The sequence below is a fragment of the Legionella adelaidensis genome, assembly GCF_900637865.1.
Lineage (GTDB): Bacteria > Pseudomonadota > Gammaproteobacteria > Legionellales > Legionellaceae > Legionella_A > Legionella_A adelaidensis.
Window position 1 is genome coordinate 47,982 of the sequence record NZ_LR134433.1, and the last position, 12,661, is coordinate 60,642.

Below are 12,661 nucleotides of genomic sequence, written 5' to 3' on the forward strand. Positions count from 1 at the left end.
CCACTTTTTCTTTGCTGCAGGAGAACTTCCTGTCATTTACCATTCATCTAGTGAAGAAAATAAAGTAGCTTTCGGTTCGCAGGCATTTGTTACGTATAGCAAAATAAAAGGGGATGATGGCTGGCCAACAGACCAACATTTATCACTCCCCTTCTGCACTTATTTTTCCACCTTGTGAGGAAGAGTCCGACAATGCTTTTTTAGCTTTTCCTATATATCCAGCCATTTGTTTATCCATTGCCGCTTGACCTTCTTGCGTAGCTTTAGCACCCTGCTCTACTTTGCCACCAGTTTCACCAGCCCATCTTTCAACTTCTTGGCCAACGCTCTCTGGAGCCCCTCCAATCCATCGTAAAATTCGGTCAGGTAATATTACTATCAGTGTAAAGGCTTTTTGGACAATAGTTAAATAGAGGGAGGTATATATTAATATTGAGAAGAAGAAAGCAAAAACCCCTGCCCATCCTGTATAACCACCTTGAACCTGTCCTACCTGAGGAATATCCACGGTTGGAAGGTTAGTATTTGAGGGAGCACTCGTAGTCCCCTGAGAGCCAATTGAACCAGTCTCAGCATCACTAGCGCTTGATGGCCCTAATGTTCCATACTGACTGTCACCTTGAACAAAACCGATAGCATTATCAAATCCGGCGTTAAGTATCCACACCCCGACGTAAGATAAAGCGATAGCTGCAATATATCCTATAATCATCATCGCCGGACGTAAAAAGACATTCATTAAAATCATAATGGCTTGTTCACCTTTACCAAAGGCATCATGACCTTCAGGGTGCGTCACACCTAGTGCGACTATAGGGGCTGCTACCATTGCTTCAATGACCGCCATAATCCAGGCAATAGCACCAAAGGTAAAGATAATATAAGGAAATACAGGTACGTAATAAGCGGTACTAAAACCTATGGCGACCATTACTCCCATCCAGGCCAGAATAACAGGCATAGCCAATGCTATCAGTGCAAAAATAAATATGCCGAATAAAGGTATTAATACACTAACAATAGACATTTCAATTAACATTAACCACATATTGGCAGCAAAATTAATATAATAAGTTCCCATTTGAGCTAGCGCGACGATGGGGTTAACTTGAGGATTGGAAACAATCGCCAACCCGGTTTGGAAAATAAACGCCATACCTTGGATTGGAACCATTAAAAATGCATTAATAACCGATTGAATAAAAGATCCAAATAAGCTTAAGAAGAAATTATACAAAGGCCGTAATATGTCGTTATAAAGGATATCACCTATAATTTGCCCCATGCAGAAACTAAACATAAATGTTTTTACATAACCGCACTCAAATGGCACTTCCGGCAACTGGTAAGTGGTAGTGTCTGGCGAAATATTAACCAAATTAGCAAACTGTAATGGTTTTTGTCCTGGTTGATCGGGAAGCTTTAGTGCATTGGAGTTGCTCGTAAAGCCATATACCGTTGAAGCATTTGCTCCCGAATAAACCGGAGGAGCAGGCGGCGGATTACCAGGCTTTAAACTGGGTGTAGGTATGTTTGAGGGGACAGGACTTGATGGTGGTGGAGTTCCTACCCAGGAAGGTGGCGGAGTATTACCATTAACAAGTGTAGTTATAGATTGTAATTGGAATAAATCATTTTGAAACCAATCGCATACAATCGAATAATTCCCTGAACAAGAAACTAACTGTTGCCCTTTATAGGTGCTTCCTTCAATCCCAGTATTAGTGTCAGTTAAGTTACTATTTCCCAAGCCCTGTTGATTTAAGCTAACTAAATTAAAAAAGTAACTGCCGGCCATCATCCAACCCGATGAGCTAGCTTGATTAATAAATGCTCTCGTATTTTGTGCCAAAGTAGCATTATTTGCTTCTTTCATTAAGTTCAAGGTAGGCATCATAATGCCATTGTAGTCAGAAATGGCCCCTCTAAATTCGGTGCCATTAAATAGTGCCGATCCCCCATTTTCCCCGCTCCATCCATAGCAATGGGGATCATTCGCATCTGTACAAATCGTTCCATTTAAATCGATCGGAATCCCAAATTGTTGATTTGCTACCATAGAAGTTGGATTAGTCGCTTTCATACTGGGATTTAAAGCGGGATTATTGTTCACCATAACTTGTGCTATTTGCGACAAATCCATATACATCTGTTGCAACGCAATGGCTCTAGACATTTCGGCGGTTTGAAAATCACCGTCATTCAATTGAATATTGGCTCCACCAGTCCTTGCGGCCTGCGACTGTGATTTAACATTAGCACTAGCCAACTGGGAAGCCAGTGAATTCCAGGTAATTGTTCCACAAATCCCATTTAAAGATTCATAGGGGCTTGATGTATCAAATTGCGGCATGGAAACAGTCCAGGATGTAGCTGTGGGCCTATTGTTTTGCACTGATACTGCATTAACCGTACTTAAGAAATCAGGAACCTGATTTTCACAGAGAATTTTCATGTTATCTGAAGGAGAGACACAGGGCCCCGATCCTTTTTGCTGATTCTTTTGAGAAATATATGAACTACGTTGATTCTCAAGCGCCGTTTGTAATCCTATCATACAAACTTGCCCCGCCAGGATAGCTTGCGCCCCCATTGCAACGCCTGGAGTGTGGGTAATTGTAGTTATAGCATTGAGCTCTGTAATAGGCCCAAATATGGTCGCTGTAGTAACCGGTTGATACGTGGTACTGGTCTGGGTAGCAGACCCTGCGCCAAAAGAGGGAGAGGAGCCCATTTGGGGTTGCACAATTACCCCACCACGATTTAAATAACCTAAAGCCGCATCCCAAACTTTATCGGCAGCCCCTACGCCTTGTACAACAATCCACATAACGAAAACCTGCATGAGGCAGTATCCCGATGCCTTGGGAATTAATAATGCAAGACCCACTGTAGAGCGGATGGGAATCCATAATGAAGACCACTTTTGGCCAAGCATCTGACCTTCGTGGGCTGTATTTAGCGTAGAAACTAGCAGGGTATACATAATAATGATGCCACCTAAAGCTAGTACCGCCGAATTGAAGACAGAAAAAATAGCACCCATAATCTGGCTACCAGTACCGTGAAGCACTCCATCCACAACCCCGAAGATATTGCTTAGAAAAATAACAGAATAGTCGCCTGGTGGTGGAGCAAAACTCATTGAACTTTGTTCAGCGAATGCCAATATTGGAAATAAAGATAATATAAATCCAAGCGAAAATTTATTTTTCATCGCTTCTCACCTAGTAAGCCTTGTCTATACCATTCCTTGAGGGAACAACCCAATTTGCGTTTTTTAATCTGGAAATACCAAAAGTGATATCGAAAGGCTAAGACTAAACCTATTAACATAACCACTAAACTTAAATAGAATGCCCTAAGGGAGCCAAGATAAAGATTGTAAAAAGCATAAAATAATAGAAGCACTGAAATAATAACCATCATAAGAGATAAGCGGTAGAGTGCTTTTTGTCTGGAAAGTAAGTCTTCATCTGATAAGTCTAAACGGGCTTTAGCTTCTGCAAAACTTTCTACTACATCGTTCTGTTGGGGGACAAAAAATTTCTTAATTCCATTTTTCAAATAGAGAGTAAATGCCTTGATTCTTTCCCAGTCGAACCACTGTTTTACATTAAATAGACTTTTAATAATGCCGACTGTGCGCGGCATAACCTTTTTTTTCATAATCTTACTTTAATCCGATAGACTTTTACTTATCATACTATATTATAATAGTTTATTATGTAGCAATGCATCCGTCTGTATTATCTTGAATAAGTAAAAAAAGAGTAAAAAATGCCTGATTTGAGCCATGAAGCATCTGCAAAATATTGGTTTGAGTACATCGACCCTATGATTTATCGCGTTATTACTTTTATGGAAAGCGTTGAAGATTGGACACTGGATGGTAACCCCGAGCTTGAAGCAGCGATAACACAGTTAGGTAAAGAATTAGATGACATTGAATCAGTTGATTTAAATGCATTGGGTGAAGAGGAACAATTTATCCGCCTGGTTGGCAACATAAAATCAGGAAGAGGACTACGTTTACTTCAAGCATTGGACACTGTACATCCAGGCAGTGCTTCTCGGGTTCTCGTCCACGCCGAAGAGACGAGCACCTCAAGTGCTGATCCAGCCGGATTTTTCTTAAAGCGCAATATTGTTTTTGAGCGTTTACGTCTATTATCCCGTGTATTCTCTGAAAATCGTTTAAAACTAGTGGCCCGAGCATTGGAGGGAGAAGAATAATGAAAAATATCGGCCGGATTTCTTTATCCGCTTTCCTGTTAATTGCTTTTTCTCCGGTAAAAGGGGCAGACAGCGGGTTATTAACCTCGCCTACATCCTTACAAGGGTCGGCTTACGATGAGCAAACAAGCCAAGGCATTCAAAAATTAGTGGAATATCTTTTAAATTTCGGTACGTATTTTGGGTACGACCTCACGCAAGCCGCATCGAAAAATCCAAAAACAATTGAATTAATTAATAATGATTTCACCCAGGTCGCAGAGCACTATTTAATTAATACTTTTTTTGGTGCTGTTCCAGTAAATACTGCTGCAGCATCTGCACTTGCTGGCAGTAATTCTTTCCCTTATTTCATTCCTACACAAAGCGGCCAGAGTGGTTTATATGGCGCTTTAAACACACTGAACTCTTTTGGTAATACAACATTCTCTAAAACGCCTTATAATCAAGACGGTACACAAAATGGAGCCATTTCTGTTAATGCTCTTATTGATCAACAACCTTATCAAAATGATCCAGTCAGCCAATCCATACTTAATATATTAGGGACCCCTAGCGCTTCCTATTGTATGAGTTATGATGGTTCGCAATGGACACCTGATGCAAAAACCTGCCCCCCTCTCACTCAAGGAGCAGTAATGGAAAATGTCGTAGGGAAAAACTATGTTCCCGGGACTTACGACTACTTTTCAGGTGAAAATGTGATGACGTACTTACCGCAATTAAACAGTAACTCGTTACTTGCGCCGTTAATGTATGACACAAACGCTTCAGCCCCGCAGACGAACAATTCAAATATTCCTACTGGATTACAGGCAAATAATGAAGCTCAAATCGCTGCCAACTTTATTCGCTATGTAACGGATTCAGTTAATCCTTTACAGCTTCCACAGCTTAAAGACTACGACTCTTTATATGTAATAATGAATGACACGACGGGAAGATATACCGATTTGCAAAAAGAACAGGCAAGAGAAACGTTAGTAGGTTATTTAAATACGATACGTTCTTATTCCGCTCAAATGTCCGTGGCTTATAGCAACTTGTATTCAATTCTTTCAAAACGTTTACCGCAAACCAAAACGACAGGTTCTCAGCAACCTACCAGCCAGGCAATGAATGAGTTTGTAATGGCCACATGGCGATTATACAATCCAAAAAATCAAGGCGGGAAAACAGACGACAGTACAGAGTGGTTGCAGAAAATTAATAATGGTTCCGAAGCAACGGTACAAAAAGAAATTGCTATTTTGTTAGCGGAAATAAATTATCAACTTTATCTAAACAGGCAACAAGAAGAGCGCATCCTGCTAACGGATTCTGTTGCTCTAGTGAAATCTAACCGCGCCACGCCACCCAATCCGAATTTAACAGAGCAAGTGGGAACTGGCGGCCAATAGTTGGTTTTTTATAGGGCAATTAACACAACATAAATGGGTAACCTGGTGCTTGCAACCAGGTTACATTGCTTCGAAAACAGAATCTATTCGCTCAATAACCGCATCAACAGGAATTAACTCCATGGTGTGCGGGCCATGTGCATGTGTTCCCCAAATGTTAGTTTCCGTAGTTTTCTTTAAAATTTTCTCAACCGCTTGCGGGTAATAATCAACTGCCAAATGCCGATAAGGATAGGGACCTGAAACTTGAGAACTGGTAACTGCGTGAAGTGCTATCACAGGTGTCGCTACAGCTGCAGCCATATGCGAGGGCCCTGTGTCGGGACAAACAAGTAGATCGGCCTGCTCAATAAGAGCCAGCAATTGTTTAGGTTTTGTTTTACCTATTAAATTGTTTATTTCTATGGATTGACTTAGCTTATCACCAAATGCTTTATCAAGAGGCCCTGGCCCGCCTGTTACAACTAACTCAGCCTGCCATTTCTCCTTTACATGTTGAAGAATCTTTAAATAAGCCTCTATTGACCAACTTCGTTCAGGCTTACTCGCTGCCGGATTTAAAATAAACACGGGTTTGCGACTTGTAGCTAACTGCTCGTTTGCCCATTCTCGATCTTTGTCAGAGATTGGTAAATCCCATTGAACTACTTTATTTTTTATCCCTAACGGCTCTGCAAATTTTAAAAAGCCGTCTAAAGTATGATCACAGCCTGGAGTTATTTGTTCGTTTACAAACCATCCATGGCCATCTTTTGCGCGTAATCTATCATAGCCAATCTTACGTCGCGCTTTTATTAATGGATATAATAAATTGGCTCGAAAACTAGCTTGAGCGGCAATGAGTACATCAAAAGATTTACCTTGCAATCTTTTACGGAACTGCCAATAATCAAAAAAACCATTAGGTTTTTCAATCACGATAAACTCAACACCATCCATTCCCTCTACTAAATCGTAAGCAGGCCGTGAAATCACCCATGTCAAACTGCTTTTAGGAAAATTGGCCTGTAAAGTCCTTATTAGGGGTACAATCATTAATACATCCCCAAGTGCTGATAACCGTACAACGCAAATGGAATTAATCATCTTCTAAAATATATTGAGCACTGCAATAAGGACAAGTTTGAACACCAGTTTCTTCTATAGGTAAATATACTTTGGGGTGAGCATTCCAAAGGATCATATCGTCCATAGGACAACTTAGAGGCAGGTCCCTTTTGTGAACGACATAACTTTTCTCTGTACAAGCTGGTTCTATTGGCTTTTCAATCATAAACGCTCCTCATTCACATCATTGCGAGCTATTATCTACTATTTGTTGTGCAATCTCTACCAACTCATGTAACACATTTTTATTTTCCGGATGCAACACTGTACCTTCATTCCAATGACGTAACCAAGTAATTTGTCTTTTTGCTAATTGACGCGTAGCCACAATTGCTTTTTCTCTAAATTCTGCAAAATCGCCCTCACCTTCTAAATAAGAAATGGCTTGACGGTATCCTACTGTTCGCATAGAAGGATAATGGGAATTTAATTGCCATTTTTTGTGCAGATCCTCTACTTCTTTAATAAATCCTTGTGCAAGCATTTCGTCTAATCGCAATGCGATACGTTTATGCAACCATGCTCTATCTTCTGGAATCAATAAGATATTAATATATCGATAGGGCAATTTTGTTTCTTTTCCAAGAAGGTGAGATAAAGGTTGACCTGTTATCTTATAAACTTCTAGCGCCCGTTGAATACGTTGGGTATCGTTAGGATGAATTTTGTTCGCTGACATGGGATCAACTTGCTTTAGTTGATTCCAAAGAAACTCCCACCCATGTTGCTGAGCCTCTTTTAAAAGGGCATTCCTAATCTCTTCATTGGCTTCAGGTAAGTTACTTAAACCCTGTTGAAGAGCATTGAAATACATCATAGTCCCTCCAACCAAGAGTGGGATTTTATTCGAGCTCAATATTTTTTTACAAACAGCTATGGCATCTTCGCAGAAATTTGCAGCAGAGTAACTTTGATCAGGGTTTAAAAAATCGATTAAATGATGCGGTGCTTTTTCAAGTAGTTCACTATTGGGTTTTGCCGTCCCAATATTCATTTCTTTATAAATAAGGGCAGAGTCCACACTAACTATTTCAAAAGGAAAACGCCGTACTAGTTCGCAGGCCAGATCAGTTTTTCCACTTGCGGTGGGTCCCATTAAACAAACTATTTGATTAGACATTCTCTTTCTGTGCCATATGAAATAAAGCCTGACAATTTTCACTTGTTAATTCTACTGCCCACCCAGAATTTTCGTAATTGTTGACGATATATTCTCTTATCAAATCATTATTTACTATTTCATCCAATGCTACTTCTTGGCACTGACTTAGTAGAATTAAAATATCATCTTTTCCATCCAGCTTTCTTTTAAAAAATTCGAGTAAAAAATCGTGAATTTTTAGATAAGGAAGGAGCACTGGAATAGCTCTGACGGCTAATTCCCTTTCACTAATTAGTTGTACGTCAATGCCTACTTCATTTAATTGGAGAAGATATACATCGCTAATAATTGTAGACAATTTAAAGCGAATAGGGAGCAAGAGTGTTCTTTGTTTAAAAGGCTTTTCTGTATTTAGCAATTGATGAAAAGTGTATGCTTGAAAAAAAGATTTGAATTGAATAAATAGCGAGGGCTTATTGGGCCGTAGTAATAAGAAAAAATTTGCATTTAAATAAATAAATTCGTGTTGCCTAAAGCTTGTATTTTGTCGCTCTGGCAGTGGGGGATTATATTGTTCCTTAACAAAATTATTTAACTCTTTTGGAATTTCCAAATATGGTTTTTGGGAGTGTAGGGCCGCGATAAGTTGTGAACTAATAAAATCATGCACTAACCGAGGGTCTTGAAATCGTACCTCGTGCTTAGTGGGATGAACGTTAACGTCGACCTCTGTGGGAGAAATGGTAATAAATAACAAACAAGAGGGATGTTTACCTGGATATAAAACCCCTTCGTATGCTCTTTTAATAGCATGCTGAATCAATTTATCCTTTACCATACGCTGATTAATGTAAACCCATTGTTTATCATTTTGACTGCGTTGGTAACTTTCTCCACTCATCCATCCACGTAAATGGATTCCCGCTCTTTCTACCTCAAGAAAGCCTGCTTGTTCAAAAAATGATTTACCTAATATTTTTTTTATCCGGTTTTGTTCTGCAGTCAATGAGTGGCCGCTCGACAGGTTAAAAATTTCTTTATCATTATGTTTTAAGGAAATAGCAATTTGAGGGGAGGAAAGCGCGAATCTTTTGACGATAGTTTCGATTGCTTGAAACTCAATCTGTTCGGATTTTAAAAACCTTTTACGCACCGGGATATTAAAAAACAAATCTCTTACTTCAACTGTAGTACCTTTTGCTCGTGCAGCTGGAATAATTTCATAATGATTATTTTCGGTTGTCAACAACATAGCATGTTCTTGCATTTCAGGCTTTGATAAAATCTTCAAGCGAGAAACAGAAGAAATGCTAGCTAAAGCTTCTCCCCTAAAACCCATTGTTGTTATAGTATACAGATCATTCAAGGTGCATATTTTACTTGTGGCATGCGCTGAAACAGCTAAAGGTAAATCGTCCGCTATTATTCCATGCCCGTTGTCACTAATTCGAATTAAATGAAGACCCCCACCTTGAATCTCAATGTGAATAATTGTAGCTGCAGCATCTAATGCATTTTCTAAAAGTTCTTTGACTACTGAAGCAGGCCTTTCAATAACTTCTCCTGCTGCTATTTGATTAGCTACAGTTTTTGATAATTGCTGAATTCGATTTACCATTTGCTCAAACTTTCAATACGTGAACCTTGGGGAGGATAATCCCAAAAATAACGTTTTATCCCATTAAATATCGCTTGAGTTAATTTGGTTTGATAGGCTGGACTGGTTAGATTTCGTTCTTCTTGCGGATTAGAAATAAACCCTGTTTCTATTAGAATAGAAGGGATGTCCGGTGATTTAAGAACCACAAAACGTGCTTGTTCCACTTTTATATTATGCAAATTAGTAATGCTATCCAAATTTTGTAAAACCCGTGAACCCATTTGCAAGCCAGCACTAATTGTCGCAGTTTGGGATAAATCAATGAGAACCGAACGAATAATTCCATTTTGATCATCTAAATCAGCTAAATTTACCCCGCCTAGTTCAGAATAGTTTTCCTTTTCTGCGAGCCAGCGGGCAGCTTCACTTGTCGCTCCTCGTTGAGATAGGGCGAAAACTGAAGCACCATGTGAGTTTTTATTTATAAATGCATCAGCATGAATAGATATAAAAACATCCGCATTATATTTCCTCGCAATATTTAACCGTTCACGTAGCTCTATGTAATAATCCCCATCCCGGGTTAATACCGCCTTCATGCCTGGCTGTCTATCAATAATTTGTTTTAATTTTTTGGCAATAGCTAAAACTACTTCTTTTTCTGCTTTTTTTGTAGGTCCAATAGCTCCTGGGTCTTTTCCACCATGACCGGGGTCAAGAACAATAATAACGTCACGTAAATTACTTTTCGGTGTATGGGTGGCAACAAGTGGCTTGGTATTTTTTCTATTTTTATTAATATTGCGTTTTGTAACCTGGACTGGATTTATGGTTGGGACATTGGGTGGATATTTTGCTTTGGTAACTGTCAATTTTGAATTAAATACAATGCGTAACCCCTGCGGTATTTCATAGGTATTATAACGTGTTGCATTTTGTAATTCGAAAACCAATCTTATTGTCTGGGCATTGGGTTGTCCCCTTCGGATAGAGCGGATACTTTGCTGGCTATGGTTTACTTTCGTAATATTAAAAGCACTATTTGTTTTCCCCAAGTCAATCACAACTCTTTCAGGATTAGGTAAAAAAAAGGTCTTGTGGGTGTATTCTCCTTTTATATACAGTAGAACTTCTGTCTGCCCTCTTTTCTCTATAACTTTTAAAGATTCAAGCGTTGCGCTGAAACTTTTAGTTGTAAATAAAAGAACACAGAGTAACTTTAGTATACTAATTGCCATTCTCATATGAATTCCTGAAGACCGCTATATGTTCCACTTTTCCTTAAAGCAACTTAAAATTTTCTCTCCATTAGAAGTATATGAAGTTGCTATTAACTCTCTACCATTTCCTTTGAGTGCCAAAGTAAACCCAAGATCTACATTTTCTAAATAAATCCCGGCTTTTTCAGGCCATTCTATACAGCAAATAGCATTTTCTTCGAAATAGTCTCTAAAGCCAATATAATTTAGTTCGTCTATACTGGATATTCGATATAAGTCGAAGTGATTAATCTGTGCATTAGTAGTACTGTAATTTTCCACTATAGAAAATGTGGGGCTTTTAATAGCCGAATCGACTCCCAATTCCCGCAACATCGCACGGATAAACGTTGTTTTTCCTGCACCAATTTGACCGCTGAAGGTTACTATTAAAGGTGCATGCAAGCAAGACGCAAATACTACCGCAATTGCTTTGGTTGCCTCTTCATCCGCTAAGTAGCATTGAAATTGAGAATTCATAGTAAATTAATTCTTTTTCTTAAAAATGGGATTAAATCACTAGCAAGCATACCCCGTTCACCACAATCTTGCGCCGCATCGTCACCGGCCTGGGCATGCAAAAGCACTCCTAATTTAGCAGCTTCCACTAAAGAAAGACCTTGGGCAATCAACCCACCAATGATTCCGCTTAAAGTATCCCCCATACCCGCTGTGGCCATTCCTGGATTTCCCGCCGCACACACAAAAGTTCCCTTTCCGGTATTTATTACCGTCCCCATGCCTTTTAAAACAATGCATCCACCGTATTCTTGTTGCAGGGCGCTTGCTGCAGCGAAGCGATCTTCTTGTATAGCCTTTGTATTGCTATCTAATAAAACCGCAGCCTCACCAGGATGTGGGGTTAAAATCCAATTATCATCTTTTTGTTTATACCTGGCTAGTAAGTGTAATGCAGAAGCATCAATAACAAGTGGTAATTGTGAAGTAATAGTAGTTTTGAAGAGAGTCTCAGCCCACTCTCCCATTCCTAAGCCAGGTCCTAATATACAAACCGTTGCCTTCTCTAAAAGCGGTAGCAATTCATTTTCAGTTTTTATTCCATACACCATTGCTTCAAACAGCTGTGGCAACACACCATTTGTATGTTCCGGGTTGGTAGCAATAGTAACCACTCCGGCCCCTATTCTTAATGCGGCCTGTGCCGCTAGACATACAGAACCAGGCATACCTATACCACCCCCGACAATAAGCACGTGACCATACATACCTTTATGGGAGTTTTTTACCCTGGGCTTTAAGGAATCTTTTACTTCAGAATAATTCAATAAATTTGCAGCAGGAGGAATGAAGTTATTCTGATTGAGTGAATTAACAATAACTTCACCGCAAAAATCAGGACCATCTAAGGTATAAAATCCTAATTTATCTCCCAAAAAAGTTACCGTCATGGTAGCTTTAATACAAGTCCCTAAAACCTGACCCGTATCCACATCCAAACCTGAAGGAACATCTAAAGAAAGAATGGGCAATGAAGTATCATTGATATTATTAATTACATGAGACAATGATTCTTTTACTTTTCCCTTAATACCAATTCCTAAAATAGCGTCAATAATTAATTCCGTGTCACTTTCCAACGGTTCGTCAAAAGCATGAATGGGCACACCAGCGCTTATTGCTTCCAGTGCGGCATGGCATGCAGCAGAAGGTAATTCTGCAACTGCTTTATATTGATAAATAGTAACCATGTATCCTTGCTGAAAAGCAAGACGTGCTACTACATAACCATCACCGCCATTGTTTCCTCCCCCGCAATAGACAGCGATATTGCGAACTGTAGGAAAATATTTTTGCACAACTTTGAAAGCAGCTTGACCAGCGCTTAGCATTAATTCGTCTTCGCTAAAATCACGGGCAAAAGCCTGCTGCTCCAAAAGTTTAATCTGCTCGACACTATAAAGAGGGAATTTGCTCTCCATTCAATCTCCTTATCTGA

General features: G+C 39.5%; 11 protein-coding genes. 2 read left to right on the top strand and 9 right to left on the bottom strand.

Translation table 11 applies throughout. The features are described 5' to 3' along the window. Nucleotides 1-142 precede the first annotated feature (142 nt). Complete coding sequence (gene dotA / locus EL206_RS07615) at nt 143-3,217, bottom strand: type IVB secretion system protein DotA (protein ID WP_058462875.1); 3,075 nt, start codon at nt 3,215-3,217, stop codon at nt 143-145. Beyond that, on the bottom strand, nt 3,214-3,669 hold the full coding sequence (gene icmV, locus EL206_RS07620; protein WP_058462876.1) for a type IVB secretion system protein IcmV: 456 nt from the start codon (nt 3,667-3,669) through the stop codon (nt 3,214-3,216). The genes dotA and icmV overlap by 4 nt, the downstream gene beginning before the upstream one ends. Before the next feature lie 111 nt (nt 3,670-3,780). Here icmV and icmW point away from each other — a divergent pair, with 111 nt between their 5' ends. Together icmW and icmX are read left to right on the top strand one after the other, a co-directional pair. Beyond that, nucleotides 3,781-4,236, top strand: coding sequence for a type IVB secretion system protein IcmW (gene icmW, locus EL206_RS07625; protein ID WP_058462877.1), 456 nt, complete (start codon nt 3,781-3,783; stop codon nt 4,234-4,236). After that, nucleotides 4,236-5,636: a type IVB secretion system protein IcmX gene (gene icmX / locus EL206_RS07630; protein ID WP_058462878.1), complete on the top strand. Its 1,401-nt coding sequence runs from the start codon at nt 4,236-4,238 to the stop codon at nt 5,634-5,636. The genes icmW and icmX overlap by 1 nt, the downstream gene beginning before the upstream one ends. A gap of 60 nt (nt 5,637-5,696) precedes the next feature. On the opposite strand, the gene EL206_RS07635 is transcribed toward icmX, so the two are convergent. From EL206_RS07635 to EL206_RS07665, 7 genes are read right to left on the bottom strand one after another with little or no spacing between them, the layout of a single operon-like run. Beyond that, nucleotides 5,697-6,671, bottom strand: a complete 975-nt coding sequence (locus EL206_RS07635; RefSeq protein ID WP_232048545.1) for a glycosyltransferase family 9 protein — start codon at nt 6,669-6,671, stop codon at nt 5,697-5,699. A gap of 43 nt (nt 6,672-6,714) precedes the next feature. Then, nucleotides 6,715-6,909 carry a zinc-finger domain-containing protein gene (locus EL206_RS07640; RefSeq protein ID WP_058462880.1) on the bottom strand — a complete coding sequence of 65 codons (195 nt, stop codon included), beginning with the start codon at nt 6,907-6,909 and terminating at the stop codon, nt 6,715-6,717. An 18-nt stretch (nt 6,910-6,927) separates the two neighbouring features. After that, nucleotides 6,928-7,863, bottom strand: a complete 936-nt coding sequence (gene miaA, locus EL206_RS07645) for a tRNA (adenosine(37)-N6)-dimethylallyltransferase MiaA (RefSeq protein WP_058462881.1) — start codon at nt 7,861-7,863, stop codon at nt 6,928-6,930. After that, nucleotides 7,856-9,463, bottom strand: a complete 1,608-nt coding sequence (gene mutL / locus EL206_RS07650) for a DNA mismatch repair endonuclease MutL (protein ID WP_058462882.1) — start codon at nt 9,461-9,463, stop codon at nt 7,856-7,858. The genes miaA and mutL overlap by 8 nt, the downstream gene beginning before the upstream one ends. Beyond that, a complete protein-coding gene (locus EL206_RS07655) occupies nt 9,457-10,689 on the bottom strand; it encodes an N-acetylmuramoyl-L-alanine amidase (protein WP_058462883.1) in 1,233 nt (410 codons plus the stop codon). The genes mutL and EL206_RS07655 overlap by 7 nt, the downstream gene beginning before the upstream one ends. A gap of 18 nt (nt 10,690-10,707) precedes the next feature. Further along, on the bottom strand, nt 10,708-11,184 hold the full coding sequence (tsaE, locus tag EL206_RS07660) for a tRNA (adenosine(37)-N6)-threonylcarbamoyltransferase complex ATPase subunit type 1 TsaE (protein WP_058462884.1): 477 nt from the start codon (nt 11,182-11,184) through the stop codon (nt 10,708-10,710). Further along, nucleotides 11,181-12,644: a bifunctional ADP-dependent NAD(P)H-hydrate dehydratase/NAD(P)H-hydrate epimerase gene (locus EL206_RS07665; protein ID WP_058462885.1), complete on the bottom strand. Its 1,464-nt coding sequence runs from the start codon at nt 12,642-12,644 to the stop codon at nt 11,181-11,183. Before EL206_RS07665 ends, tsaE begins: the two co-directional genes overlap by 4 nt. Nucleotides 12,645-12,661 lie beyond the last annotated feature (17 nt).

Coding starts and splice junctions, on each gene's coding strand:
- mutL (WP_058462882.1), bottom strand. CDS start 9,463: ATGGTAAATCGAATTCAGCAATTATCAAAAACTGTAGCTAATCAAATA.
- icmV (WP_058462876.1), bottom strand. CDS start 3,669: ATGAAAAAAAAGGTTATGCCGCGCACAGTCGGCATTATTAAAAGTCTA.
- EL206_RS07655 (WP_058462883.1), bottom strand. CDS start 10,689: ATGAGAATGGCAATTAGTATACTAAAGTTACTCTGTGTTCTTTTATTT.
- EL206_RS07665 (WP_058462885.1), bottom strand. CDS start 12,644: ATGGAGAGCAAATTCCCTCTTTATAGTGTCGAGCAGATTAAACTTTTG.
- icmX (WP_058462878.1), top strand. CDS start 4,236: ATGAAAAATATCGGCCGGATTTCTTTATCCGCTTTCCTGTTAATTGCT.
- tsaE (WP_058462884.1), bottom strand. CDS start 11,184: ATGAATTCTCAATTTCAATGCTACTTAGCGGATGAAGAGGCAACCAAA.
- EL206_RS07635 (WP_232048545.1), bottom strand. CDS start 6,671: ATGATTGTACCCCTAATAAGGACTTTACAGGCCAATTTTCCTAAAAGC.
- miaA (WP_058462881.1), bottom strand. CDS start 7,863: ATGTCTAATCAAATAGTTTGTTTAATGGGACCCACCGCAAGTGGAAAA.
- dotA (WP_058462875.1), bottom strand. CDS start 3,217: ATGAAAAATAAATTTTCGCTTGGATTTATATTATCTTTATTTCCAATA.
- EL206_RS07640 (WP_058462880.1), bottom strand. CDS start 6,909: ATGATTGAAAAGCCAATAGAACCAGCTTGTACAGAGAAAAGTTATGTC.
- icmW (WP_058462877.1), top strand. CDS start 3,781: ATGCCTGATTTGAGCCATGAAGCATCTGCAAAATATTGGTTTGAGTAC.